This is a genomic window from Variovorax paradoxus (assembly GCA_016806145.1).
Lineage (GTDB): Bacteria > Pseudomonadota > Gammaproteobacteria > Burkholderiales > Burkholderiaceae_C > Variovorax.
The window spans coordinates 3,660,786-3,686,601 of the sequence record CP063166.1 but is presented as its reverse complement, the minus strand read 5'-3'; the positions used below and the strand labels follow the sequence as shown (position 1 = coordinate 3,686,601).

The 25,816-nt window shown below is 69.0% G+C and carries 23 protein-coding genes and 3 tRNA genes; 15 read left to right on the top strand and 11 right to left on the bottom strand.

The window, feature by feature from the left end:
* Positions 1–3 precede the first annotated feature (3 nt).
* Both INQ48_17245 and INQ48_17240 read left to right on the top strand, forming a co-directional pair.
* Positions 4–993, top strand: a complete 990-nt coding sequence (locus tag INQ48_17245) for a tripartite tricarboxylate transporter substrate binding protein (GenBank protein QRF55168.1) — start codon at positions 4–6, stop codon at positions 991–993.
* A 68-nt stretch (positions 994–1,061) separates the two neighbouring features.
* Entirely contained in the window at positions 1,062–1,832 is a 771-nt protein-coding gene (locus INQ48_17240; GenBank protein QRF55167.1) for a helix-turn-helix domain-containing protein, read from the top strand.
* A 4-nt stretch (positions 1,833–1,836) separates the two neighbouring features.
* Here INQ48_17240 and serB read toward each other — a convergent pair whose 3' ends face one another.
* From serB to mfd, 4 genes are read right to left on the bottom strand one after another with little or no spacing between them, the layout of a single operon-like run.
* Positions 1,837–2,550, bottom strand: a complete 714-nt coding sequence (gene serB / locus INQ48_17235; GenBank protein QRF55166.1) for a phosphoserine phosphatase SerB — start codon at positions 2,548–2,550, stop codon at positions 1,837–1,839.
* Positions 2,551–2,949 carry a type II toxin-antitoxin system VapC family toxin gene (locus INQ48_17230; GenBank protein QRF55165.1) on the bottom strand — a complete coding sequence of 133 codons (399 nt, stop codon included), beginning with the start codon at positions 2,947–2,949 and terminating at the stop codon, positions 2,551–2,553.
* A complete protein-coding gene (locus INQ48_17225) occupies positions 2,946–3,197 on the bottom strand; it encodes a CopG family transcriptional regulator (protein ID QRF55164.1) in 252 nt (83 codons plus the stop codon). The genes INQ48_17230 and INQ48_17225 overlap by 4 nt, the downstream gene beginning before the upstream one ends.
* 49 nt (positions 3,198–3,246) lie before the next feature.
* A complete protein-coding gene (gene mfd, locus INQ48_17220) occupies positions 3,247–6,732 on the bottom strand; it encodes a transcription-repair coupling factor (GenBank protein QRF55163.1) in 3,486 nt (1,161 codons plus the stop codon).
* Positions 6,733–6,854: 122 nt separating this feature from the next.
* Between mfd and INQ48_17215 the strand changes: the two genes are divergently transcribed.
* Both INQ48_17215 and INQ48_17210 read left to right on the top strand, forming a co-directional pair.
* Complete coding sequence (locus INQ48_17215) at positions 6,855–7,577, top strand: 2-C-methyl-D-erythritol 4-phosphate cytidylyltransferase (protein ID QRF55162.1); 723 nt, start codon at positions 6,855–6,857, stop codon at positions 7,575–7,577.
* Positions 7,574–8,062: a 2-C-methyl-D-erythritol 2,4-cyclodiphosphate synthase gene (locus INQ48_17210; GenBank protein QRF55161.1), complete on the top strand. Its 489-nt coding sequence runs from the start codon at positions 7,574–7,576 to the stop codon at positions 8,060–8,062. Before INQ48_17215 ends, INQ48_17210 begins: the two co-directional genes overlap by 4 nt.
* A gap of 18 nt (positions 8,063–8,080) precedes the next feature.
* Here INQ48_17210 and INQ48_17205 read toward each other — a convergent pair whose 3' ends face one another.
* Positions 8,081–9,493: a HAMP domain-containing protein gene (locus tag INQ48_17205; protein QRF55160.1), complete on the bottom strand. Its 1,413-nt coding sequence runs from the start codon at positions 9,491–9,493 to the stop codon at positions 8,081–8,083.
* A gap of 73 nt (positions 9,494–9,566) precedes the next feature.
* Entirely contained in the window at positions 9,567–10,298 is a 732-nt protein-coding gene (gene ompR, locus INQ48_17200; protein ID QRF55159.1) for a two-component system response regulator OmpR, read from the bottom strand.
* Positions 10,299–10,456: 158 nt separating this feature from the next.
* On the opposite strand from ompR, the gene INQ48_17195 reads away from it, so the two are divergent.
* Both INQ48_17195 and INQ48_17190 read left to right on the top strand, forming a co-directional pair.
* Positions 10,457–10,819, top strand: a complete 363-nt coding sequence (locus INQ48_17195; protein ID QRF55158.1) for a hypothetical protein — start codon at positions 10,457–10,459, stop codon at positions 10,817–10,819.
* Positions 10,820–10,969: 150 nt separating this feature from the next.
* A complete protein-coding gene (locus INQ48_17190; GenBank protein ID QRF60772.1) occupies positions 10,970–11,632 on the top strand; it encodes an SIMPL domain-containing protein in 663 nt (220 codons plus the stop codon).
* A gap of 46 nt (positions 11,633–11,678) precedes the next feature.
* On the opposite strand, the gene INQ48_17185 is transcribed toward INQ48_17190, so the two are convergent.
* Positions 11,679–12,449, bottom strand: a complete 771-nt coding sequence (locus tag INQ48_17185) for a 3-hydroxybutyrate dehydrogenase (protein QRF55157.1) — start codon at positions 12,447–12,449, stop codon at positions 11,679–11,681.
* A 26-nt stretch (positions 12,450–12,475) separates the two neighbouring features.
* Between INQ48_17185 and INQ48_17180 the strand changes: the two genes are divergently transcribed.
* From INQ48_17180 to rimO, 6 genes are all read left to right on the top strand, one after another.
* Entirely contained in the window at positions 12,476–13,468 is a 993-nt protein-coding gene (locus INQ48_17180; GenBank protein QRF55156.1) for an alpha/beta hydrolase, read from the top strand.
* Between the two features lie 7 nt (positions 13,469–13,475).
* Positions 13,476–15,710, top strand: coding sequence for a bifunctional (p)ppGpp synthetase/guanosine-3',5'-bis(diphosphate) 3'-pyrophosphohydrolase (locus tag INQ48_17175; GenBank protein ID QRF55155.1), 2,235 nt, complete (start codon positions 13,476–13,478; stop codon positions 15,708–15,710).
* A gap of 67 nt (positions 15,711–15,777) precedes the next feature.
* Positions 15,778–15,854 (top strand) — tRNA-Val (locus INQ48_17170).
* A gap of 427 nt (positions 15,855–16,281) precedes the next feature.
* Positions 16,282–16,650: a hypothetical protein gene (locus tag INQ48_17165; GenBank protein QRF55154.1), complete on the top strand. Its 369-nt coding sequence runs from the start codon at positions 16,282–16,284 to the stop codon at positions 16,648–16,650.
* Between the two features lie 81 nt (positions 16,651–16,731).
* Entirely contained in the window at positions 16,732–17,292 is a 561-nt protein-coding gene (phaR, locus tag INQ48_17160; GenBank protein ID QRF55153.1) for a polyhydroxyalkanoate synthesis repressor PhaR, read from the top strand.
* A 39-nt stretch (positions 17,293–17,331) separates the two neighbouring features.
* Positions 17,332–18,738: a 30S ribosomal protein S12 methylthiotransferase RimO gene (gene rimO, locus INQ48_17155; protein QRF55152.1), complete on the top strand. Its 1,407-nt coding sequence runs from the start codon at positions 17,332–17,334 to the stop codon at positions 18,736–18,738.
* 98 nt (positions 18,739–18,836) lie between these two features.
* Here rimO and INQ48_17150 read toward each other — a convergent pair.
* A tRNA-Leu gene (locus INQ48_17150) sits at positions 18,837–18,921 on the bottom strand.
* Positions 18,922–19,139: 218 nt separating this feature from the next.
* A tRNA-Leu gene (locus INQ48_17145) sits at positions 19,140–19,224 on the bottom strand.
* Positions 19,225–19,278: 54 nt separating this feature from the next.
* Between INQ48_17145 and rnr the strand changes: the two genes are divergently transcribed.
* Both rnr and INQ48_17135 read left to right on the top strand, forming a co-directional pair.
* Complete coding sequence (gene rnr, locus INQ48_17140; GenBank protein ID QRF60771.1) at positions 19,279–21,570, top strand: ribonuclease R; 2,292 nt, start codon at positions 19,279–19,281, stop codon at positions 21,568–21,570.
* A gap of 68 nt (positions 21,571–21,638) precedes the next feature.
* Positions 21,639–22,400, top strand: a complete 762-nt coding sequence (locus INQ48_17135) for an SDR family oxidoreductase (GenBank protein QRF55151.1) — start codon at positions 21,639–21,641, stop codon at positions 22,398–22,400.
* Positions 22,401–22,407: 7 nt separating this feature from the next.
* Here the strand turns inward: INQ48_17135 and INQ48_17130 are convergent, their stop codons facing one another.
* Positions 22,408–23,874 carry an NAD(P)H-hydrate dehydratase gene (locus tag INQ48_17130; GenBank protein ID QRF55150.1) on the bottom strand — a complete coding sequence of 489 codons (1,467 nt, stop codon included), beginning with the start codon at positions 23,872–23,874 and terminating at the stop codon, positions 22,408–22,410.
* 32 nt (positions 23,875–23,906) lie between these two features.
* Here INQ48_17130 and INQ48_17125 point away from each other — a divergent pair, with 32 nt between their 5' ends.
* Positions 23,907–24,338, top strand: a complete 432-nt coding sequence (locus INQ48_17125; GenBank protein QRF55149.1) for a hypothetical protein — start codon at positions 23,907–23,909, stop codon at positions 24,336–24,338.
* A 3-nt stretch (positions 24,339–24,341) separates the two neighbouring features.
* On the opposite strand, the gene INQ48_17120 is transcribed toward INQ48_17125, so the two are convergent.
* Entirely contained in the window at positions 24,342–25,595 is a 1,254-nt protein-coding gene (locus tag INQ48_17120; protein QRF55148.1) for a D-amino acid dehydrogenase, read from the bottom strand.
* Positions 25,596–25,816: the final 221 nt, after the last annotated feature.

Here is a 25,816-nt window from a genome sequence, read left to right as displayed (position 1 = left end):
CCCATGAGTGATTTCTCTCGCGACCGCCGCCGGCTGCTGCTCGGCACCGGCGCGGCGCTGGCCGGTGCCGCGGGCTTGCCCGGCCGCGCGCAGGCGCAGGCCTTTCCTTCGCACGCGATGCGCTTCATCGTGCCGTTCCCGCCCGGCAGCGGCACCGACATCACGGCGCGGCTGTTCGCCAAGGGCATCGGCGATCTGTCGGGCCAGGCGGTGACGGTGGAGAACAAGCCCGGCGGCAACGGCTTCATCGGCGTGCAGACCGCGCTGAATCCGCCGCACGACGGCCACACGGTGTTCATCGGCAGCAACTCGACGCTGACCACCAACGCCGCCACCTTCCGCAAGCTGCCCTACGACCCGATCGCCGACTTCGCGCCGATCACGCTGCTGTCGCGCGGCGCCTGCCTGGTCATCGTGCCGGCCGCCTCGGCCCACCGCTCTCTGGCCGAGCTCGTGGCCGATGCGCGCAAGCGGCCGGGCAAGCTCAACTACGCGAGCGGCTCCATGTCGTACACGCTCTACTCCGAGTGGTTCAACGAGATGGCGAAGATCAAGACCGCCGGCATCAACTACAAGGGCGCGGGCGAGGCCGTCAACGCGGTGCTCACGGGCGAGGTCGATTTCGCGGTGGTCGACGCCACCGGCGCCAACGAACTCGCGCGCTCGGGCCGCGTGCGGCCGCTGGCCTTCACCGCGCCCAAGCGCTCGATCGTGCTGCCCGAGGTGCCCACCGTCGGCGAGGCCGGCTATCCCGACTACCTGGCGTTCAACTGGGTCGCGGCCGCCGTGAGCTCGAAGGCGCCGCCGGCCGCGCTCGAGCAGCTCGGTGCGCTGTTCGCCAAGGCCGCGCAGACGCCCGAGATCCAGGCCTACTACCGCAAGCAGGGCACCGAACTGATCATGTCCTCGGCGCCCGAACTGCGCCGCTACCAGGCCGAGGAGATCGAGCGCTGGAAGCGGCTGATGGGCATCACCGGCATCGAGTTGCAGTAGCATCGCGCGCGGTCCGGCCCGGGCGGTCGAGCGCGCAACATGCCGGCTGGGACCGCGGAGAACATGAAGTGGAGCAATCGGTCATCAAGACGGCGGGGCGGGTGTTTCAGGTGCTCGAGTACCTGCGGGAGGTGCGGCGGCCGGTGACGGTGCGCGAGATCTCCGAGCGGCTCGGCTACCCGCTGTCGAGCGCGCAGGTGCTGCTCAAGAGCGTCGCCACGCTGGGCTACCTGCGCTACGACTCCTCGCTGCGCGCCTACCTCGCCACGCCGCGCCTGGCCTCGATCGGCGACTGGGTGATGGACTCGATGTTCCAGGGCGGGCAATTGCTCACCGTGCTCGGCGACATCGCGCGCGAGACCGGCTTCACCGCCATCCTCGCCGTCGAGAACGACATCTACGCGCAGTACGTGCATGTGATCTTCGGCAGCCGCGCGATCCAGTTCAACGTGCAGCCCGGCACGCGCCGGCTGCTGTGCATGTCGGGCACCGGCTGGGCGCTGCTCGCGGCCAGCAGCGACGACCATGTGGCGCGCACCATCCATCGCAGCAACGCGCGCCTCAAGCCCGGCGGGCAGGACGTCGATGCCGACTACGTGAAGGCGCGCGTGCAGGAGACGCGCGAGCGCGGCTATGCGTTCTCGCGCGGCGTGGTCACCGAGGGCATCGGCATCATCGCGCTGGGCTCCGCCTCGAGCGCCTCGGGCGCGCGCTTCGCGGTCGGCGTGGGCGGCCTGGTGGAGCAGCTCGAGCGCGCGGCCGACACCGTGGTGCCGTCGATGCGCGAGCGGCTGCTGGGCACCGCGGCCAGGTCGCCGGCGGCCGGCAGCCCGGCCTGACCGGTCAGGGCCGGACGACCTCGAGCAGGCGGTCGAGCCCGCCTTCGTCGATCGCCACCATCGCCTGCTCGCGCACCTTGGGCTTCGCGTGGTAGGCCACCGACAGGCCGGCCTCGCCCATCATCGGCAGGTCGTTGGCGCCGTCGCCCACCGCGATGCATTCCCGCGCCGAGATGCCCATCAGCGAAGCCACCTCGAGCAGGGTGCGGCGCTTCTCGGCGCCGTCGCAGATGTCGCCCCAGCTCTGCATCGCGACCTGGCCCGTGAGCTGGCCGTCGGCCTCGTCGAGCAGGTTGGAGCGCGCGAAGTCGATGCCCAGGCGTTCCTTCACGCGGTTGGCAAAGAAGGTGAAGCCGCCCGAGACCAGCAGCACCTTGAGGCCGGCCGCCTTGCAGGCCGCCACCAGTTCGGCTGCGCCGGGGTTGAGCTTCAGCCGTTCGTCGTAGACCTGCTGCAGCGCGCCGACCGGCACGCCTTTCAGCAGCGCGACGCGGCGGCGCAGGCTCTCCTTGAAGTCCTTGATCTCGCCACGCATCGTGGCCTCGGTGATCGCGGCCACCTCGGCCTTCTTGCCGACGGCATCGGCGATCTCGTCGATGCACTCGATGCTGATCAGCGTCGAGTCCATGTCGAAGGCGATGAGCTTGAAGTCCTGGAGGGCGAGCGGCGGCGTGAAGCGCTGGAGGACGAGGCCGGGGGAGGAGGGGGCAAGGGTCATTCAGTGATACCAGTTCTCGACGCGCAGGCCGGGCACGCGCGAGAACTCGCTGACGTTGCGGCTGACGACGATCAGGTTGTGCGCCATCGCGATGCCCGCGATGAGCAGGTCATAGGGTCCGATCGGCGTACCGGCCTGTTGCAAGTGGGCCTTGATCTGACCGGCCGATTCCGCGCTCGCGCTGTCCAGCGGCAGGACGCGCAGGCGCTGCACCAACTCGTCGAGCAGCGCACGCTGCGGGCCCGGGTTGGCGGACTTGGCGAAACCGAACTCGAGTTCGAACAGATTGATGGCGCACAGATTCATGTCCGCATCGCTCGTGCCATTCATGCGCACGCGCACACCGCCCGTGCCGCGAAAGGCGTAGATGAGGGTGTTGGTGTCCAGCAGGTACTTCACAAGGACTCGCGCGGCGTATCGGGAGGCAGGTCCTTGTGCATGTCCTCGGTCAGGGGGAATTCGTCCCAAGCGGCTTTCTGCTTGTCGGCTTCGGCAAAGAAGCTCTGCCAACCGGTCTTCTTGCCGCGCTGACCTTCACGCGCCACCAGCAGGGCGAACCAGCGGCTCAAGGGCAGGTTCGCCGCCGCCGCCGCTGCGCGCGCTGTTTTCTCGGACTCTTCGTCCAGGTAGATCGTGATCTGGGACATGGCGGATCTCCCGAAAAATTACATCGGCAATTATATAAGTGCTAGGCACTTATACGACGGCCGCGGGGCTTTCCTTCACCAACGGTTGCCCCAGGCTGCGCAACACATCGCGCACCATCTGCGCCCGCTCCTTCGGCTCCTTGAGCTCGCGCTCGATGCGCAGCTTCTCGTTGCCGGCCAGCTTGATGTGCTTGTTCTTCTGGATCAGGTGGATGATCGCCATCGAGTCGACCGGCGGATCCTTCTTGAAGGTGATGTTGATGACGCCGGGCGCCGCATCGACCTTGACCACGCCGTAGGGCCGCGCGAGCACGCGCAGGCGGTGGGTGTCGATCAGGGTCTGGGCCTGCGGCGGCAGCTTGCCGAAGCGGTCGACGATCTCCTCCAGCAGGGTGTCGATCTGGTCGGGGTTCTTCGCGGTGGCGAGCTTCTTGTAGAACGACAGCCGCAGGTGCACGTCGCCGCAGTAGTCGTCGGGCAGCAGGGCGGGGGCGTGCAGGTTGATCTCGGTCGTGACCGACAGCGGCGACAGCAGGTCGGGTTCCTGCCCGGCCTTGAGCGAGCGCACGGCCTCGCTGAGCATCTCGTTGTAGAGCTGGAAGCCGATCTCCATCATGTTGCCGCTCTGGTTCTCGCCGAGCACCTCGCCGGTGCCGCGGATCTCGAGGTCGTGCATCGCGAGGTAGAAGCCCGAGCCCAGCTCCTCCATCTGCTGGATCGCGTCGAGCCGCTGCGCCGCCTGCTTGGTCAGGCCCTCGGTGTCGGGCACCATGAGGTAGGCATAGGCCTGGTGGTGCGAACGGCCGACGCGGCCGCGCAGCTGGTGCAATTGCGCCAGGCCGAACTTGTCGGCGCGGCTCATCACGATGGTGTTGGCGGTCGGCACGTCGATGCCGGTCTCGATGATGGTCGAGCACAGCAGGAGGTTGTAGCGCTGGGCCACGAAGTCGCGCATCACGCGCTCGAGCTCGCGCTCGGGCATCTGGCCGTGGGCGACGGCGATGCGCGCCTCGGGCAGGATCTCCTCGAGCTTCTGGCGCCGGTTCTCGATGGTCTCGACCTCGTTGTGCAGGAAGTAGACCTGGCCGCCGCGCTTGAGCTCGCGCAGCACGGCCTCGCGGATCACGCCGGTGCCCTCGTTGCGAACGAAGGTCTTGATCGCGAGCCGGCGCTGCGGCGCGGTGGCGATCACGCTGAGGTCGCGCAAGCCCTCGAGCGCCATGCCCAGCGTGCGCGGGATCGGCGTGGCGGTGAGCGTGAGCACGTCGACCTCGGCGCGCAGCGCCTTCATCGCCTCTTTGTGGCGCACGCCGAAGCGGTGCTCCTCGTCGATGATCAGCAGCCCGAGGTTCTTGAACTTGACCGATTCCGAGAGCAGCTTGTGGGTGCCGACCACGATGTCGACGGTGCCCTCGGCCAGTCCCTTGGCGGCGGTCGTCACTTCCTTGGCAGAACGGAAGCGGCTCATCTCGGCCACCTTCACCGGCCACTTGGCGAAGCGGTCGACCAGCGTCTGGTAGTGCTGCTCGGCCAGCAGCGTGGTGGGCGCGAGGAAGGCCACCTGCTTGCCGCCGGTGACCGCGATGAATGCCGCGCGCAGCGCGACCTCGGTCTTGCCGAAGCCGACGTCGCCGCAGACCAGTCGGTCCATCGGCTGCGGCGAGATCATGTCCTGCACCACGGCATGGATCGCGGCCTTCTGGTCGGCGGTTTCCTGGAAGCCGAAGTCGTTGGCGAACACCTCGTAGTCGGCCGGCGAATAGCGAAACGCATGGCCCTCGCGCGCGGCGCGTCGTGCGTAGATGTTGAGCAGTTCGGCGGCCGAGTCGCGCACCTGCTCGGCGGCCTTGCGCTTGGCCTTGTCCCACTGGCCCGAGCCGAGCTTGTGCAGCGGCGCCTCGTCGGCGCTGACGCCGGTGTAGCGGCTCACCAGGTGCAGCTGGCTCACGGGCACGTAGAGGGTGGCCTTGTCGGCGTACTCCAGGTGCAGCATCTCCTGCAGCAGCGGCTTGCCCTCGGCATCGCTGCCCTGGCCCAGGTCCATGTGGATCAGGCCGCGGTAGCGGCCGATGCCGTGCGCGGAATGCACCACCGGGTCGCCGACGTTGAGCTCGGACAGGTCCTTGATCAGCGCCTCGACGTCGCTGACCTGTTCCTGCTTCTTGTTGCGGCGCCGGCCGGTGCTGCCGGTGGCGAACAGCTCGGTCTCGGTGACGAAGTCGATGCCCTGTTCGCGCCAGGCGAAGCCGGCCGCCAGCGCGGCGGTGGCGATGCCGATCTTCTCGTCGGTAGCGGCCTCGAACTCGGCCAGCGAATCGAAGGCCGGCGGGCTCACGCCGCTGGCGCGCAGGAAGTCGAGCAGGCTCTCGCGCCGGCCGTCGCTCTCCGCGATCATCAGCACGCGGTGCGGCGTGGCGGCGATGTGGGCCTTGAGCCGCACCAGCGGATCGTCGGCGCCGCGCACCACCGAGAAGGCGGGCAGGGTGTCGAACTCGGCGAAGGGCGCGGCGTCGGCGGTCGAGCGGATCGACAGCTGCGCATGCGGCTTCACGCGCTGATAGAACTGCTCGGCGTTGAGGAACAGCGCCTCGGGCGGCAGCGCCGGGCGCTCGGGGTCGCCGCGCACCAGGCGGTAGCGCTCGCCGGTGTCCTGCCAGAAGTGCTGGAACGCGGGCTCGAGCTCGCCGTGCAGCACCACGGTGGTGTCGGGGCCCAGGTAGTCGAACACGGTGGCCGTCTCGTCGAAGAACAGCGGCAGGTAGTACTCGATGCCGGCGGTGGCGACGCCGTTGCCCATGTCCTTGTAGATGCGGCTCTTGGTCGGGTCGCCCTCGAGCAGCTCGCGCCAGCGGCCGCGAAAGCGCGCGCGCGCGTCGTCGTCCATCGGGAACTCGCGGCCCGGCAGCAGCCGCACCTCGGGCACCGGATAGAGGCTGCGCTGGGTGTCGGGATCGAAGGTGCGGATCGAGTCGATCTCGTCGTCGAACAGGTCGACGCGGTAGGGCACGGGCGAGCCCATCGGGAACAGGTCGATCAGGCCGCCGCGCACCGCGTACTCGCCCGGGCTCACCACCTGCGTGACGTGGGTGTAGCCGGCCAGCGTGAGCTGCGCCTTGAGCTTGGCGTCCTGCAGCTTCTGCCTGGTCTTGAAATGGAAGGTGTAGCCCGCGAGGAAGGACGGCGGCGCGAGCCGGTAGAGCGCGGTGGTGGCGGGCACCAGCACCACGTCGGCTTCCTTCTGGCTGATGCGCCACAGGGTGGCCAGGCGCTCGCTGATCAGGTCCTGGTGCGGCGAGAAGCTGTCGTAGGGCAGCGTCTCCCAGTCGGGGAACAGGGCGCAGCGCAGTTCGGGTGCGAAGAAGGCGATCTCGTCGATCAGGCGCTGGGCGTCGTTGGCATCGGCCGTGAACATGGCCGTGGCGCGGCCCGCGGCCTTTTCGCGCCGCGCGAGCTGGGCCAGCAGCAGCGCATCGGCCGACAGCGGAGGGCGCGGCAGCGTGAAGCGCTTGCCCGCCGTGAGGTGGGGGAGGTCCATAAAGGCTTGCTGGAAATGCACAACACCCCGCGCCGACTGGCGAGGGGTGTGCAATGGGGTCGATTCTAGAATGGCGGCCCTTCTTCTGCTTGTCGGCGCACCGGCCGACCGTCCGCCCCGCCATGTCTTCCTCCCGCCTCTTCGTGCTGATCCCGTGCGCCGGTTCCGGCCACCGTGCCGGCCATGCGCAGTCCCCGCAGCCGAAGCAGTACCGGCGGCTGGCCGGGGCGCCGATGGTGGCGCACACGCTCGAGGCCTTCCGCGCGCTGGTCGGGCGCTTCGCCGGCATCGCGCTGGTGGTGGCGCCCGAGGACCGCGACGTGGACGCCGCGCTGCCCCTCTTTCCGCAGCAGGACGAGCACCTGCTGCGCGTGGGCGGCGTGACGCGCGCGGCCTCGGTGCGCAACGGCCTGCTGGCGCTGCGGCAGAAGGGCGCCGGCGCGCACGACTGGGTGCTGGTGCACGATGCGGCGCGCTGCCTCGTGACGCCGAGCCAGATCGAGGCGCTGATCGCGGCCTGCGAGCACGATGCCGTCGGCGGCCTGCTGGCGCACCGGCTGGCCGACACGCTCAAGGTGTCGACGGCCGACAGCCGCGTGGCGCAGACCCTGCCGCGCGCCGACAAGTGGCTCGCGCAGACGCCGCAGATGTTCCGCATCGGCATCCTGCTCGACGCGCTCGAGCGCGCCGGCGACGCGGTGACCGACGAGGCCGGCGCGATCGAGGCGGTCGGGCTGGCGCCGCTGCTGGTGCCGGGCAGTGCGCAGAACTTCAAGGTCACCTATCCCGAGGACTTCGCGCTGGCCGAGGCGCTGCTGCTGGCGCGCAAGAAGGTGATGGCATGAGCGCGGCCTTCAACATCCGCGTCGGCGAGGGCTGGGACGTCCATCAGCTGGTGGCGGGCCGCAAGCTGATCCTCGGCGGCGTCGAGGTGCCGCATGTCACGGGCCTGCTCGGCCATTCCGATGCCGACGTGCTGCTGCATGCGATCACCGACGCGCTGCTCGGCGGCGCGGGGCTGGGCGACATCGGCCGGCATTTCCCGGACACCGACGCGCAGTTCCGCGGCGCCGATTCGGCGGTGCTGCTGGCCGAAGCCGCGCGGCGCGTGCGCGCCGAGGGCTGGCAGATCGGCAACGTCGACAGCACCGTGATCGCGCAGGCGCCGAAGCTGGCGCCGCACATCCCGGCCATGCGTGAGCGCATCGCGCAGACGCTGGGCATCGCGGGCGAGCAGGTCAACGTGAAGGCCAAGACGGCCGAGAAGCTGGGCCCGGTGGGCGAGGGCCGCGCGATGGAAGCGCGCGCCGTGGTGCTGCTGCACCGCTGAGCGCGCGGTTCTTTTCTTTCAGATCTTGCGGACCGGCGGCTGCACCGGCCGCGGCGGCGCCGGCATCGCGCGCGGCATGCGGATGTGCGCCGCCAGGCCGCGTCCCGGCGTGCTGGTGAGCGCGAAGGTGCCGCCCATGCGCTCGATGTTCTTCGCCACGATCGACAGGCCCAGGCCCGCGCCCGCGGCCGAGGTGCGCGCCGCGTCGCCGCGGAAGAAGGGCTTGGTGAGCTGCGCGAGCTGGGCCGGCTCCACGCCGGCGCCGCGGTCGCGCACCTTGATCAGCACCGCGTCGTTGCTCGCCTGCGCCTGGATCACCACGTCGGCGATGCCGGTGGCGGGCGTCTTGCCGTAGCGGCGCGCGTTCTCGACCAGGTTGGAGATCACGCGCGTGAGCTCGACCTCGTCGCCCATCACGCGCAGGTCGGGCGGCACGTCGACCGTGATGCTCATCTCCTCGTAGTCCTGCACGGCGTAGGTGCAGGAGTCGACCACGTCGCGCAGCAGCACCGGCTTGGGATCGACATGGTCGGGCCGCGCGTAGTCGAGGAACTTGTCGATGATCGCGTCAAGCTGCGCGATGTCGGCCGCCATGTGGTCGCGCGCATCCTCGTCGGCCACGCTCATCTCGGTTTCGAGGCGCAGCCGCGCGAGCGGCGTGCGCAGGTCGTGCGAGATGCCGGCCAGCATGATCGCGCGGTCCTGCTCGATCTTGGCGAGCTGGTCGGCCATGCGGTTGAAGCCGATGTTGACCGCGCGGATCTCGTTGGTGCGCGCGCGTTCGTCGAGCCGGTGCGCCTCGTACTCGCCCTCGCGCACCTGCATGGTGGCGCGCGAGAGCTGCTTGAGCGGCAGGTTGATGAGCCGCGTGATCAGCGCCGCGCCCGCGAGCGACAGCGCCATGGCGGTGCTGAGCCAGACCAGCCAGGTGCGCCCGCCCACGCGGCTGAAGCGCGTGGGGTCGAGCAGCAGCCAGTAGGTGTCGCTCTCGATCGTGAAGCCGATCCACAGGCCGGCCTCGTCGTTGACGCGGCTGGCCACGGTGGTGCCGGCACCGAGCTGGTCGATCAGCTCCTCGGTCACGCGCTGGTCGAGCGCGCCGCTGGTGTAGGGCTGCACGCGGTCGTTGGGCTCGCGCGGCAGGATGCGCACGCCTTCCTGGTCGGCCAGCGTCTTGATCAGCGACACGCGCGTGATCGCGTCCGAGTACACCAGCGCCGCGCGCGTGAGGTTCACGAGCGAGGCGATCTGGTGCGCGGTCTGGATCGCGCGCGGTTCGTATTCGAGCGAACGGAAGGTCTGCAGCCAGGCGACGGTGCAGCCGATCAGCAGGAGGGCGAGCAGGAAGAAGGTGCGCCAGAAGAGACTGAAGCCGAGCTTGAGCCCGGGACGCCGGTCACGCTGCGCCGAGCCCTCGAGCGGGCTCGGCATCGTGACCTGGGCGCCGTCCTCCTGGGGACTTTCTCTTCCGGAGGGGAGGCCGATGGCCACCGCTGGTGCCGCGTCAGGCCGTGCCGTCCGGCACGAAGACGTAGCCCACGCCCCACACCGTCTGGATGTAGCGCGGTGCCGCGGCGTCGGACTCGACCAGCTTGCGCAGGCGCGAGATCTGCACGTCGAGGCTGCGGTCGAAGGGCTCGAACTCGCGACCGCGCGCGAGCTGGGCCAGCTTCTCGCGCGACAGCGGCTGGCGCGGGTGGCGCACCAGCGCCTTGAGCATCGCGAACTCGCCGGTGGTCAGCGAGAGTTCCTCGCCGTCCTTCTTGAGCGTGCGCGAGCCGAGGTCGAAGGTGAAGGGACCGAAGGTGACGGTCTCGTTCTCGGTCGAGGGCGCGCCGGGCGCCTCGAGCGGCGGACGGCGGCGCAGCACGGCGTGCACGCGGGCCAGCAGTTCGCGCGGGTTGAAGGGCTTGCCGAGGTAGTCGTCGGCGCCGACCTCGAGACCGACGATTCGGTCGACGTCCTCGCCCTTGGCGGTGAGCATGATGATCGGCGTGCGGTCGTTGGCGGCACGCAGGCGGCGGCAGATCGACAGCCCGTCTTCGCCGGGCATCATCAGGTCGAGCACGATCAGGTCGACCGTGTCGCGCAACAGGATGCGGTTGAGCGCCTTGCCGTCCTCGGCCACGATCACTTCGAAACCTTCCTGGGTCAGGTAGCGGCGAAGCAGGTCGCGGATGCGGGCGTCATCGTCGACGATCACGATCTTGTCGGTGCGAGCGGGAACTTGAGTCATTTCTACAACGTCGAATTTGTAACAGCGCCGATTCTGAAGGCGTTGGAAGCCGGTTGAGCCGGATTTGCTTTGAGACTGACACTAAGTTACAAAACTTGCGACCGCTCGCGGTCCAGTCATCCGGTGTAAGCGTGGCGGTGGCACAGTGCCTCTGCCCTATGACTTTTGCGCAGAGACTTCTTCCATCCGCCGCACCCCTGCTTCTGCTCGCGTGTGCCTGTGTGCCGTCGATTTCGGCGGCCGAATTCCTTCGGGTGGCCGAGGGGCGCCGCAACGACCTGCGGTCCGCGGTGGCCGCGCACCGCGCCGCGCAGCGCGACGAGATGCGCCGCGGCGAAGCCATCGCGGGACGGCGTCTCACGCCGGCCGAGCTCTACGAATTGCGCCAGCAGGTGCGCGGTCAATGGGCCGCGCCGGGCATCCCCGGGCATTCGGCAGAATCGCAGCCGGCCGAGCGCATCGTGCCGGCACCGATGCCGGCCGCGCGGCTCCTGCCCGCGCCGCGCAGCCAGCGACCTTGAGCGCAGCGCGCGAGCCACGGCTCGCGCCGCGAGGGCGGGTGCACCGAGCATCCGTCTTCTTCTCGTACGTCGTCGACGTACCTACAACCTGGGAGAGCCATCTTGAAAAAAACCATTACCTTGATCGCGGCGTGCGCCGCATGGGCCGGCATGGCCGGCGCGGCCATGGCGCAGAACGCCGTCATGGCGCCGCCGCAGAACGTGCTGCAGCTCAGCGCGAACGGAACCGTCGAGGTGCAGCAGGACCTGCTGAGCATGACGCTCGTGACCACGCGCGACGGCACCGATGCCGGCAGCGTGCAGACGCAGCTGAAGGCCGCGCTCGACGCGGCGCTGACCGAGGCGCGCAAGAACGCGCAGGCCGGCCAGCTCGACGTGCGCACCGGCAACTTCAGCCTGTCGCCGCGCTACACGCGCGAGGGCAAGATCAACGGCTGGCAGGGCACGGCCGAGCTCGTGCTCGAGGGCCGCGACTTCCCGCGCATCGCCCAGACGGCCGGCCGCATCACGACCTTGACCGTCGGCAACGTGGGCTTCGGCCTGAGCCGCGAGCAGCGCGCCAAGACCGAGGCCGAGGCGCAGACGCTCGCGATCGACGCCTTCAAGCAGAAGGCGACCGAGCTGTCGAAGAACTTCGGCTTCGCGGGCTACACGCTGCGCGAGGTGTCGGTGAATGCGAACGACGGCGGACCGATCCGCCCGCGCATGATGGCGGCTGCGGCCAAGTCCTTCTCGGCCGACGCGCAGGTGCCGATCGAGGCGGGCAAGACCAGCGTGGTGGTCAACGTCTCGGGATCGGTGCAGCTCAAGTAAAGGGCTGCGGGGCGGGGCGCCTGGCGCGCCCCGCCCGTGTTTTCTCTTATTGCGCGGTCCAGCCGCCGTCCATCTGCCAGGCCACGCCGCGCACCTGGTCGGCCGCGGGCGAGCACAGGAACACGGCGAGCCCGCCGAGCTGTTCCACCGTGGTGAACTGCAGCGAGGGCTGCTTCTCGCCCAGCAGGTCGTTCTGCGCCTGCGTGGCGCTGATGCCTTCGCGCGCCGCGCGGTCGTCGATCTGCTTTTGCACCAGCTGCGTCAGCACCCAGCCCGGGCAGATCGCGTTGCTCGTGATGCCGGTGGTCGCGGTCTCGAGCGCCACCGACTTCGTGAAGCCGACGATGCCGTGCTTGGCCGCCACATAGGCCGATTTCTGGGCCGATGCCACCAGGCCGTGGGCCGACGCGATGTTGATGACGCGGCCCCAGTTGGCTTCGCGCATCGCGGGAATCGCCAGCCGCGTGGTGTGGAAGGCGCTCGTGAGGTTGATCGCGATGATCGCGTCCCAACGTTCGGGCGGGAAGTCCTCGACCTTGGCCACGTGCTGGATGCCGGCGTTGTTGACCAGGATGTCGACGCGGCCGAACTCGGCGGCCGCGAACTTCATCATGTCCTCGATCTGATCGGGCTTGCTCATGTCGGCGCCGTGGTACTCGGCGCGCACGCCGAGCGCGGCGATCTGTGCCTTGGGCGCCTCGGCGTCGCCGAAGCCGTTGAGCACGATGTCGGCGCCCTGCTGGGCGAGGGACTGGGCGATGGCGAGCCCGATGCCGCTGGTGGACCCCGTGACAAGAGCGGTTTTGCCTTTGAGCATGAAGATGAATCTCCGGATGAATTAGGATGCGACGAGAAGATTATCCGCACCAGAACGGCCCTGTTTCCATGACCGAACCGACGCTTCACCACGTGGCGTGCAACGACCCCCACGGCGGCCACCGCATGGCCTATTGGCAGTGGGGCGACGCGGGCAGCCCTCACCTGGTGCTCTGCGTGCACGGCCTGACCCGGCAGGGCCGCGATTTCGACGCGCTGGCCCGTGCACTGGTGGCGCGCGCCGAAGGCCGGGTGCGGGTGGTCTGCCCCGACGTGGCCGGCCGCGGTGCCAGCGACTGGCTGCGCGACCCGGCGGCCTATCAGGTGCCGCTGTACGCGGGCGACATGGTGGCGCTGCTCGCGCAGCTCCATGGGCAGCATCCGATCCAGACGCTCGACTACGTGGGCACCAGCATGGGCGGCCTGATCGGCTTCGTGCTGGCCGGCCACAAGGAACTGCCGCTGCCGGCACCGGTGCGGCGCTTCATCGTCAACGACGTCGGCCCGACCATCGAGGCGGCGGCGATCCAGCGCATCGCGGCCTACGTGGGGCAGGGCGGTCGCTACGACGACCTGCAGCAGGCGGCCGACGCGCTGTGGGCGATCTCCACCAGCTTCGGTCCGCACACGTCCGAGCAGTGGCTCGACCTCACGCGGCCCATGGTCGTGCCGGCCTCGCAGCGCAGCGCCGATGGCGCGGCCAAGGTCGACGCACCGGCCGGCGCGGACGGCCCCTGGATGCTGCACTACGACCCGGCGCTCGCGGTCGGCCTGCGCGCCATCACCCCCGAGGCCGCGGCACAGGGCGGCGCCATCATGTGGGGCCTCTACGACGCGATCACGGCGCGCGTGCTGGTCACGCGCGGCGCCCAGTCCGATCTGCTGTCGCGCGAGACCGCCATCGCGATGACGCAGCGCGGCCCGCATGCGGCGCTGGTCGAGTTCGAGGGCGTCGGCCATGCGCCGACCTTCGTCGATCCCGCGCAGGCCGCGGTGGTCGCGGACTTCCTGTTCGATTGAGGGCAGCGTGAAGCGCGAGTCTTCCAGCCTCCAGGGGATGCCCGCTTCGGACGGCATCGTCGTCGACTATCCGCTGTCGGCCGCCACCGCCGAGCGTTCGCCGGTGATGGAGAACATGCTCGCGCGTGCGCGCGCCTTCGCCGAGCCGCTGATCGTCGACGAACTGCTCGACACCGGCGAGAACGCGCTGGCGCATGCCGACGCGGTGGCCGCCATCGTCAAGAAGATGGGCGGCTCCGAGGCCATGCAGGGCGCGAGCTACCTGGTCTACGCCTGCTCGCACCTCAACCGGCCGCAGGAAGTCATCGCCAAGGTCTTCGGCGACAACTTCGCCGCGCTGGCGGTGGAAACCACCAAGCTCGTGCGCGTGCAGGAGCAGGCCCGCGCGGCGGCGCGCGCGCATCAGAACGAGGGCGCGGGCGCCCAGACCGAGAACGTGCGCAAGATGCTGCTGGCGTTCTCGCGCGACCTGCGCGTGGTCATGCTGCGTCTGGCCTCGCGCCTGCAGACGCTGCGCTACGCGGCCGCCAGCAAGCAGCCCGTGCCCGAGGGCGTGGCGCGCGAGTCGCTGCAGGTGTTCGCGCCGCTCGCCAACCGGCTCGGGATCTGGCAGGTCAAGTGGGAGATCGAGGACCTCTCGTTCCGCTTCCTCGAGCCCGAAACCTACAAGCTGATCGCGCGCCTGCTCGACGAGAAGCGCATCGAGCGCGAGAGCTACGTCGAGCAGTTGCGCTCGCGGCTCGAGGGCGAGCTGCATGCCGAGGGCATCCGTGCCACGGTGCAGGGGCGGCCGAAGAACATCTACAGCATCGTCAAGAAGATGCGCGGCAAGTCGCTCGACTTCGCGCAGGTCTTCGACATCCTCGCGTTGCGCGTGGTGGTGCCCGACGTGAAGGACTGCTACGCGGCGCTGGCCTGGGTGCATTCGCACTTCCAGCCGATCGACGAGGAGTTCGACGACTACATCGCGCGGCCCAAGCCCAACGGCTACCAGTCGCTGCACACGGTGGTGCGCGCGCTGGTCGACGGCCAGGTGGGCAAGCCGATCGAGATCCAGATCCGCACCGAGGAAATGCACGACCACGCCGAGCATGGTGTGGCGGCGCACTGGGCCTACAAGGAAGCGGGCCACAAGGGCTACGCGGGCGTGTGGGCCAGCGGCGAGTACGACGCCAAGATCGCGGTGCTGCGCCAGCTGCTGGCGTGGGAACGCGATCTGTCGGGCGGCCTGCAGGGCCAGGGCCTGTTCGACGACCGCATCTACGTGCTGACGCCGGACGCGGCGATCGTCGAGCTGCCGCAGGGCGCGACGCCGGTCGACTTCGCCTACACCGTGCACACCACGCTGGGCCATCGCTGCCGCGGCGCGCGCGTCGACGGCGCGATGGTGCCGCTGAACACGCCGCTGTCGAACGGGCAGACGGTGGAAGTCATCGCGGCCAAGGAAGGCGGCCCGTCGCGCGACTGGCTCAACGCGGAGCTCGGCTATCTCGCGAGCCATCGCGCGCGCGCCAAGGTGCGCGCCTGGTTCAATGCCCAGATCACGCACGAGACGGTGGCGCGCGGCCGCGAGGCGGTCGAGAAGCTGCTGCAGCGCGAAGGCCGCACGGCCATGCGGCTCGAGGACCTCGCATCGCAACTGGGTTTCAAGTCGGCGGACCAATTGTTCGAAGTGGTCGGCAAGGACGAGTTCTCGCTGCGCAACATCGAAACGCTGCTGCGTCCGCCCGAGCCGCCGGCGAATCCCGACGACGGCGTGCAGATCAAGAAGCCGCGTGCCAGCGAGAAATCGGGCAAGGGTGGCGTGCTGGTGGTCGGTGTCTCCTCGCTGATGACGCAGCTCGCGAAGTGCTGCAAGCCGGCACCGCCCGATGCCATCGCGGGCTTCGTCACGCGCGGCCACGGCGTGAGCGTGCACCGCGTGGACTGCAGCAACTTCCGCACGATGGCCTCGCGCGACGGCGAGCGCGTGATCGACGTGGAGTGGGGCTCTACCAAGGGCGAGGCGCCGGTCTATGCGGTCGACGTCGCCGTGGAAGCGGCCGACCGGCAGGGCCTGCTGCGCGACATCTCCGATGTCTTCGCGCGCGAGAAGATGAACGTGATCGGCGTGCAGACGCAGTCAGTCAAGGGCACGGCATGGATGACCTTCACCGTGGAGATCGCCGACGCGGCGCGTCTCGCGCAGGTGCTCAACGTGGTCACGGCGGTGGCAGGCGTGCGATCCGCGCGACGTCGATGAAAAAGCGGCGGCGTGTCCGGAAACCGCCATTTCTCCTGCTATACTTTCAGCTTCTCGAAACAATCGCAGGCGCGTAGCTCAGCTGGTTAGAGCACCACCTTGACATGGTGGGGGTCGTTGGTTCGAGTCCAATCGCGCCTACCAAATCTCCCTCTGAAGAAGACCAGTCTTCAGGCCCAACGGGAGATTTCGGGGAGATTCCTCTCCCCCTTGCAGTGAAGCCCGAAGCTTCATCTCCTGTCTCTTCATCCCATCCGTGATTCTGGCGCGACGTCGATGCGTCCTTCGCGGATCAGGGTTGGGGCGCTCGAGGCGGGCTGTGGCTGACGGGGCGAAAGAGGATCCTACCCGTGGGTAGAATCTTTTTCGCAGAGCTGCCTGGGTCCGACCGGGCGCCATTCCCTGGATCGGCCATTCGCCGGACGGAAGGACCAGCCCTTCGGCTGGGTTCCTATCGTGGCAATCGCCCATTCGGATGTCCGCCACGGGCAACCACCGGGCCATTTTCTTGTGCTAACTTGGCTGCCGTGCAGAGCCTTTTTTCTTTTCATTTCCCCTCGGGGATCATCCGATGAGCGCGCGATCGATCGTGGTGGATCGCGAGCGCGCGCAGGCGCGTTTGGCCGCGCTGATGAAGCAGGCGCCGATCGAGTTCGCGCGCGCCGTCTACGGCATCAACGACCGCGCGGGCGGGCGCCTCGACACCATGGCCGCGCGCGAGGTCGAGCGCGCGGCGCGGCAGGGCATGCCGGTCACGCAGGAGCGCGCCGAGCAGCGCGCCCGCGCCTATCTGCCGACGGTCGGCCACGAACATTGCCCGCGTTGCTGGGTGGTCTACGGGCACAAGAGCCCGTTGCGCTTCCGCGAGGAGAGCGCGGAGCGGCCCGAATCGGCCGCCTGCGCGGCTTGCGGCGCCGAATACGCCACCGCCGCGGAGTGAAGGCGCGACCGCCGGTCGCGCGCGGTCAGGGTAAACCTTGTCGCGATGCAGCAAAACCGCTCCCTAGAATCATCCGATGACATGGGCGTCCATGTGAAGGAGTCCGCAGTGCAGAGCAAGAAGTCCGGGGTCAAGCCGGTACAGCGTGTGATCAAGAAGTACCCGAACCGAAGGCTCTACGACACCGAGACGTCCACCTACATCACGCTGACCGAGGTCAAGCAACTGGTGATCGAGCGCGCCCAGTTCGTGGTGCGCGATGCCAAGACCGGCGACGACCTCACGCGCAGCATCCTGCTGCAGATCATTCTCGAAGAAGAGGCGGGCGGTGCGCCGATGTTCACCGAGCAGGTGCTGGCCAACATCATCCGCTTCTACGGCCAGGCCATGCAGAGCTACATGGCGCCCTATCTCGAAAAGAACATCCAGGCGATGACCGAGGTGCAGGCGCAGCTCTCCGAAAAAGCCGAGGGCCTGACGCCCGAGATGTGGTCGCGCTTCATGAGCATGCAGTCGCCGATGCTGCAGGGCCTGATGGGCAACTACGTGGAGCAATCGAAGAACGTGTTCCTGCAGATGCAGGAGCAGATGCAGAAAAGCACCGAGCAGGTATTGGGCGCCTTTGGCATCAAGCGTCCCTGAAATACCTGTCGTCCCAGATAGCTGGGACAATAGGAGGCTATGAGCGAAGTTGCCTCCCACGAAAGAACAGCCACGACGGCCGCCCCCAAGGTCGGTTTCGTGAGCCTGGGCTGTCCCAAAGCCCTGACCGATTCCGAATTGATCCTCACGCAGCTGAGCGCCGAGGGCTACCAGACCGCCAAGTCCTTCGAGGGCGCCGACCTGGTGATCGTCAACACCTGCGGCTTCATCGACGATGCCGTCCGGGAAAGCCTGGACACCATCGGCGAGGCGCTGGCCGAGAACGGCCGGGTGATCGTCACCGGCTGCCTGGGTGCCAAGACTGGCGACCAGGGCGGCAACCTGGTCAAGCAGATGCACCCCAGCGTGCTGGCCGTCACCGGTCCGCATGCCACGCAGGAGGTGATGGATGCGGTGCATGCCAATCTGCCGAAGCCGCACGATCCCTTCGTCGACCTGGTGCCCAACAGCTTCGGCGTGGCGGGCCTCAAGCTCACGCCGCGCCACTATGCCTACCTGAAGATCAGCGAGGGCTGCAACCACCGCTGCACCTTCTGCATCATTCCCTCGATGCGCGGCGACCTCGTGTCGCGGCCCGTGGGCGATGTGCTGAGCGAGGCGAAGGCGCTGTTCGAGGGCGGCGTGAAGGAACTGCTGGTGATCAGCCAGGACACCTCGGCCTATGGCGTGGACGTCAAGTACCGCACCGGGTTCTGGGACGGCAAGCCGGTCAAGACCCGCATGCTCGAGCTGGTGCGCACGCTCGGCGAGATCGCCGAGCCCTATGGCGCCTGGGTGCGGCTGCACTACGTCTATCCCTATCCGAGCGTGGACGAGGTCATTCCGCTGATGGCCAGCGGCAAGGTGCTGCCTTACCTCGACGTGCCGCTGCAGCACAGCCATCCCGACGTGCTGCGCCGCATGAAGCGCCCCGCGAGCGGCGAGAAGAACCTCGAGCGCATCGCGCGCTGGCGCGAGGTGTGCCCGGAGCTCGTGATCCGCAGCACCTTCATCGCCGGTTTCCCGGGCGAGACGGAAGAGGAATTCGAGCACCTGCTCGACTTCATCCGCGAAGCGCGCATCGATCGCGCGGGCTGCTTTGCCTACAGCCCGGTCGAGGGCGCCACCGCCAACGACATCCCCGGCATGCTGCCCGAGGCCGAGCGTGAAGCACGTCGCGCGCGCTTCATGGAGGTGGCCGAGGCGGTGTCGATCGCCAAGCTGCAGGAGCGCGTGGGCGCCACGATGCAGGTGCTGGTCGACTCCGCGCCGGCGATGGGTCGCAAGGGCGGCGTGGGACGCACCTACGCCGACGCGCCAGAGATCGACGGCACCGTGCGGCTGCTGCCGCCCGAGAAGATCAGCAAGACGCTCAAGGTGGGGGAGTTCACGCGCGCGCGCATCGTGGGCGCCGAGGGGCACGACCTGATCGCGCTGCCGATCTGACGTCCGCTTGATGATTCGAACGGACAAGAAAAAAGCCACCGTGAAACGGTGGCTTCATTCGAAGAATCTCAAGAACCTTTCGAAGGTGCTCTTGGATCTGGTGCCCAGAAGAGGACTCGAACCTCCACGATGTTACTCGCTAGTACCTGAAACTAGTGCGTCTACCAATTCCGCCATCTGGGCTTTTCAGGAAAGCCTACGAGTATATCAAATCAAAAACGATTTTCTCGCGGGCTCGCAATTTTGTGCGCACGATGATGCGTTCACGACACAGGCACCGATGCGCGGACTGACCGCGCGCGCGCCGACGTCGATGACGACCATGATCGGAGCGGGCAAGAAAAAAGCCACCGGAGGCCGGTGGCTTGAATCGAAAGACTTGGTGAGAGTCTATTTAAACTTGGTGCCCAGAAGAGGACTCGAACCTCCACGATGTTACTCGCTAGTACCTGAAACTAGTGCGTCTACCAATTCCGCCATCTGGGCCCGCATACTTGCCGAAGCAGGTACGCTTTGAATTTCAGGAAAGAAGGAGATCATATCAAAAATAATGTCACTTCCAGCGGCTTGCTGGATGAATTCGAAGGCTCTGTCCAGGGCCATCGCGACGGACATGGCTTCGTGCAACGCGACGACGGCGAAGCCGACATCTATCTGCCCCCCAACGAGATGCGCGCGGTCCTGCACAAGGACCGGGTCAAGGCGCGCGTGGTGCGGCTCGACCGCCGCGGTCGCCCCGAGGGGCGCGTGGTCGAGATCATCGAGCGCCCCGAGCAGCCGATCATCGGCCGCCTGCTGCACGAGGGCGGTATCTGGCTCGTGGCACCGGAGGACAAGCGCTACGGCCAGGACGTGCTGATTCCCAAGGGTGCGACCGGTCCCGCCAAGGTGGGGCAGGTGGTCGTGGTGCAGCTCACCGAGCCGCCCGCGCTCTTCGGCCAGCCCGTGGGCCGGGTGAAGGAAGTGCTCGGCGAGATCGACGACCCCGGCATGGAGATCGAGATCGCGGTGCGCAAGTACGGCGTGCCGCACGAGTTCTCCGAAGCGTGCCTGGCCGAGGCCAAGGCGCTGCCCGAGAAGGTGCGCCCGGCCGACAAGAAGGGCCGCGTCGACCTCACAGACGTGCCGCTGGTCACGATCGACGGCGAGGACGCGCGCGACTTCGACGACGCCGTGTACTGCGAGCCCGCGAAGGTCGGCCGCGGCAAGGGCTGGCGGCTCCTGGTTGCGATTGCGGACGTCAGCGCCTACGTGGGCACCGGCTCGGCGATCGACATCGATGCCTACGACCGCGCCACCAGCGTGTACTTCCCGCGCCGCGTGATTCCGATGCTGCCCGAGAAGCTCTCGAACGGCCTGTGCTCGCTGAACCCCGAGGTCGAGCGCCTGTGCATGGTCTGCGACATGCTGGTCGCGGCCGATGGCGAGATCTACGCCTACCAGTTCTATCCGGCCGTGATGTTCAGCCACGCGCGCTTCACGTACACCGAGGTGGCTGCCATCCTCGGCAACACGCGCGGCCCCGAGGCGGCCAAGCGCAAGGAGCGCGTCAAGGACCTGCTGAACCTCGCCGACGTCTACAAGGCCCTGCTCAAGCAGCGCGGCAAGCGCGGCGCGGTCGACTTCGAGACCACCGAGACGCAGATCATCTGCGACGACGCCGGCCGCATCGAGAAGATCGTGCCGCGCACCCGCAACGAGGCGCACCGCCTGATCGAGGAAGCGATGCTCGCGGCCAACGTCTGCAGCGCCGACTTCATCGCCGAGGGCAAGCACCCGGGCCTGTACCGCGTGCACGAAGGCCCGACGCCCGAGAAGAAGGAGATCCTGCGCGGCTACCTGAAGGCGATGGGCGTGGGCCTGAGCATCACCGACGACCCGGCGCCCGGCGAGTTCCAGGCCATCGCCGAGGCGACCAAGGAGCGCCCCGACGCGCAGCAGATCCACACCATGCTGCTGCGCTCGATGCAGCAGGCGATCTACACGCCGATCAACAGCGGCCACTTCGGCCTGGCCTACGAGGCCTACACGCACTTCACGAGCCCGATCCGGCGCTATCCCGACCTGCTGGTGCATCGCGTGATCAAGGCCATCCTCGGCAAGACGCGCTACCAGCTGCCGATGCTGCCGACGCCGGGCGAGGCGCATGCCAAGCTCGCCAAGCGGCTGGCCTCGCGCGTGAAGGCGCCGACCACCAAGCCGCAGAAGGCCACGGTCGCGCCGACCAAGGAAGTGCAGGCCTGGGAGGCCGCCGGGCTGCATTGCAGCGCCAACGAGCGCCGCGCCGACGAGGCCAGCCGCGACGTCGAGGCCTGGCTCAAGTGCAAGTACATGCGCGAGCACCTCGGCGAGGAGTACGGCGGCGTGGTCACCGCGGCCACCACCTTCGGCATCTTCGTCACGCTCGATGCGATGTACGTCGAGGGTCTGGTGCACATCACCGAGCTCGGCGGCGAGTACTTCAAGTTCGACGAGATGCGCCAGGAGCTGCGCGGCGAGCGCACCGGCATCCGCTATGCCATCGGCACGCGGGTGCGGGTGCAGGTCAGCCGCGTCGACCTCGACGGCCGCAAGATCGACTTCCGCCTGGTGCGCGAAGGCGAGGAGCTGACCGCGCGCGCGATGAAGGACAAGGGTGCCGCGGCCGGCGGCGTGCCGGTCAAGGCCTCGGCCAAGCGCGGCGCGCGCCAGAAGGCCGAGGCGCCGAGCGGCGGCGCCCGCGCCGGACGGGAGCCAGCCGCGGGCGGCCCGCAGTCCGCGATGCAGGCCTTCAAGTCGGCGGTCAAGAAGGCCGCCAACAAGATGAAGGGGCGCAAGACGCGCCGCGGCTGAGTGCCCCTTTCATCCATCACATCCATTCCATTCGAATCCATGAACACGCCGAGAAGGAGACAACGGGCATGAGTACAGAGAAGAACAAGGGCATCGCGATCGTCACGGGCGCCGGCACCGGCATCGGCCGCGCCGCGGCGCTGGCCCTTTTGGGCGACGGCTGGAGCGTGGCCCTGGCGGGCCGCCGCCTCGAGCCGCTCGAGCAGGTGGCCGAGGAATCGGGCGCCGGTGCGCGCGCCTTCGCGGTGCCCACCGACGTGGCCAGCGCCGAGTCGGTGCAGGCGCTGTTCGGCGCCACCGTCGAGCGCTTCGGTCGCGTCGATCTGCTGTTCAACAACGCGGGTGTCGGCAACCCGCCCGGTTCCTTCGAGGACTGGACGCCCGAGCAATGGCGCGGCGTGGTCGACATCAACCTCAACGGGATGTTCTTCTGCATCCAGCAGGCCTTCCGCACGATGAAGGCGCAGACGCCGAAGGGCGGCCGCATCATCAACAACGGCTCGATCTCGGCCACCGCGCCGCGGCCGAACTCGGCCGCCTACACGGCCACCAAGCATGCGGTCGAGGGCCTGACGAAGACCGCGTCGCTCGACGGGCGCAAGCACGACATCGCGGTGGGCCAGATCGACGTCGGCAACGCGATGACGGAGCTGGCCGCGCGCATGGCCAAGGGCGTGCCGCAGGCCAATGGCGAGCTCGCGGTGGAGCCGCTGATCGACGTGAAGATCGTCGGCCAGTCGGTGCTCTACATGGCGAACCTGCCGCTCGAGGCCAACGTGCTGTTCCACACGGTGATGGCGACGAAGATGCCCTTCGTCGGCCGCGGCTAGAAGCCCGTCAGCGCGGCGACTGGCGCGCGAGCGCGCCGGCCGTCAGCGGCGGCGCGTCGGCCGGCCAGCGGTCGGCCAGGTCGCCGTGGTGCCAGGCTGCTTGCCAGGCGGCCTCGAAGGCGCCGCGGCCCGCCGCCAGGCCCGCCCCGACCATGCCGGCCAGCACGTCGCCGGTGCCGGCGCTCGCGAGGCGGGCATTGCCGGTCGGATTGAGCACTGGCACGGTGCCCGCATCGTCGGCGACGATCGTTCCCGAACCCTTGAGCACCACCACGGCGCCCGTCTGCGCCGCCAGCCGGCGCGCGGCCGCCAGACGATCGGCCTGCACCTCGCCGGCCGTGCCGCCGAGCAGGCGCGCCGCCTCGAGCGGATGCGGCGTCAGCACCGTGGGCCGGCCGCGCTTCGTGCGTGCCTTCAACTGGGTCTGCAGACCGTCGTCGCTCGCGATCGCGTTGAGCGCATCGGCATCGAGCACCAGCGCGCGGGCGGTCGACAACACGCGCGGCAGCAGCTCGCGCACCGCGGTGCCGCCACCACAACCGCAGACCACGGCCATCGCCGAGAGATCGAGCGAACGCGCGTCGCGCAGCATCAGTTCGGGCTGCGCGAGGTCGACCGGTGCCGCGCCGGGATCGAGCAGCCCGACGAAGCTGCGGCCCGCGCCCGCGTGCAGCGCGGCGGAGCCCGCCAGCAGCGCCGCGCCGGCCATGCCCGACGCGCCGCCGATCACGGCCACGTCGCCATAGCTGCCCTTGTGCGAGGCGTGGGCGCGCGGGGCCAAAGACGGGGCGCCCGGCAGGCGCGCCGCCGGCGCTTCGTTCGCCGTGCCGCAACCGAGGTCGTCGAACCAGATCTCGCCGGCCGCGTCGCGGCCCTGGGCCGTGAAGAGACCGGGCTTCAGGGTCAGCAGGCTCAGGCAGATGCGCCGCGATGCCGCGCCCTGTTCGAGCAGATCGCCAAGCGAGTGCGTGCCGGTGTTGGCATTCAGCCCCGATGGCACGTCCACCGCGAGCACGGGATGCGTCTCGCCATGCATGCGGCGCAGCCACTCGGCCATTGCACCCTGCGGCGGCCGGCCGGCGCCGATGCCGAGCAGGGCATCGATCGCGAGTTCGTAGCGCGCGGGCGGCTCCGAAGCGAAGGCCACGCCCGCGTCGCGAGCTCGCTGCAGCGAGGCCTTCGCATCGGCGGGCAGGCGGGCCTCGTCACCCGCGAAGCTGACAACGGCCTCGAACCCGCGCTGCCTCAGTTGTGCGGCCGCCTCGAAACCGTCGCCGCCGTTGTTGCCCGGCCCGCAGGCCACCCAGACCGTGCGCGCATGCGGCGCGATCGCCATCGCGAGCCGTGCCACCGCCAGCCCGGCGCGCCGCATCAGCGCGTGGGCGGGCAGGGCGGCCGCGGCGGCCTGCTCGATGCGGCGCGTGGCGGCGAGGTCGAACAGGTCGGCTGCGGTGGCGGAGGTGATGCGATGCATCGGTCGATTCTGCCCCTGCCTATGATCGCGCGATGAAACGCCTCGGGATCCTCGGCTGGCTGATCGCGCTGCTGTTCGCGTGGTTCGCGGCCTTCGTCTTCACCGGCATGGCGCTGGACGAAGGGCTGCCCTGGGCCTTGGGGTGGCTGGCCGTCGTCTGGGCCGTGTTCCTGCTGGCCGAATCGTTGCGCTGGGTGTCGCTGCGCGACCTGGCCTGGGCCGCGAGCGTGGGGTGGGGCTTCGGGCTGATCCGCTGGCTCGATCCCCTGGTCGACGGTTCGCCGGGCGCGTGGCGCTGGCTGTTGATGGCCGCCGATCTGCTGTGCCTGGCGGTGTGCGTGCTGGTCGCGCCCGCGTTGCTGTCCGGGCTGGCCCGGCGCCTGCGGCCGCCGGAGCCGCCGCCCTTGCCGGTGGAGAAGCCGGCCGCGCATCCGCGCCAGTGGGGCCCGAAGGACGAGGCCTGAGCCTCAGCTTCCGAGCCGCTCGACGCCCAGACCTTCGAGGTCCACGCCCGGGTCCTGCCCGGCGATCAGGTCGGCCACCACGCGCGCGCTGCCGCACGACAGTGCCCAGCCGCTGGAACCGTGGCCCAGGTTGAGCCACACGCCCGGGATGCCGCTCGCGCCGAGCACCGGCGGCCCGTCGGGCAGCATCGGCCTTGCGCCTTTCCACTGTTGGACGCCCGACTGCAGGGTGGCCGCGCCCGGAAACCAGTCCTGCAGCACCTTGTAGAGCGTGAGGATCGCGGGCTGGCTCAAGGTGTCGGCCGAGCCGCCGATCTCGGCGCTGCCGGCCACGCGCACGCGCTGGCCGAGGCGCGAGATCGCGACCTTGTAGCGCTCGTCCATGATCGCGCTGCGCGGTGCATTGAGCGGCTCGCGCACCGGCGCGCTCACCGAATGCCCGTAGACCGGCGCCATCGGGATCCGCAGGCCGAGCGGGCGCAGCAGCGAGGCCGAGCCGAGTCCGGCGCAGACCACCACCGCATCGAAGCGCAGCGCATCGGAGCCGCTGGCCAGCGACACCGAGGTGGGCGCGGCGCGGCTCAGCGGCGCGATGTCGCAGTTGAAATGGAACTGCGCGCCGAGCGCCTCGGCCTCCCACTTGAGCAGCAGCGCGAACTGGCGGCAGTTCGCGACCTCGTCCTCGGGCAGGTGGATCGCGCCGGCCAGCGGCGTGTCGGGATTGAGAGCGGGTTCGATCAGCCGTGCCTCGTCGGCGTCGACTTCGCGGAACACGCTGCCCGCGCCGCGCAGCACTTCGAGCCCGGCCTGGACCAGCTTGCGCTCGCGCTTGGAGCGCAGCAGCACCAGGTAGCCGTCGCTGCGTTCATAGCTGAGCTCGCGGGCCTCGCTCACCTCGTGCAGCCGGGTGCGGCTGTAGAAGGCCAGGCGCTGCATGCGCGCGCGGTTCGCGAGGTAGGTCTCGAGCTTGCAGGCCTTCTGCCAGCGCGACATCCAGCCCAGGTCGCGCGAGGTCAGCGGCCAGCGCAGCTTGATGGCGCCGTGCGACGACAGCAGCGAGCGCAACACCTTGAGGCGCATGCCGGGCGCCGCCCAGGGCGTAACGTAGCCGGGCGCGACCACGCCGGCATTGGCGAAGCTGGCCTCCTCGGCGGCGGCGCCCCGGCGCTCGAAAACGGCCACTTCATGGCCGTCGGACGCCAGCTCCCAGGCGGTGGTGACACCGATGATGCCGGCGCCCACGATCGCGATTTTCATTGAGATTCAGGATAAGAAAGAGTGCTGACGCCCATCTGACGAGGGTGCCTAGCTATGGTTTTTGCAGCAGCCACGCGGCCTCGTCGCGCAGCGCAGCATGCCAGAGCATGGGCGCCCCGGGGCGTTCTCCCGGCGCTGGACGGGGCTTCAGGCGCGTGCATCCGCCGAACGGCGTTCGGCGGCGGGGCGGGAGGTGGGGCGTCGGGGACTGGCAAGGCGTG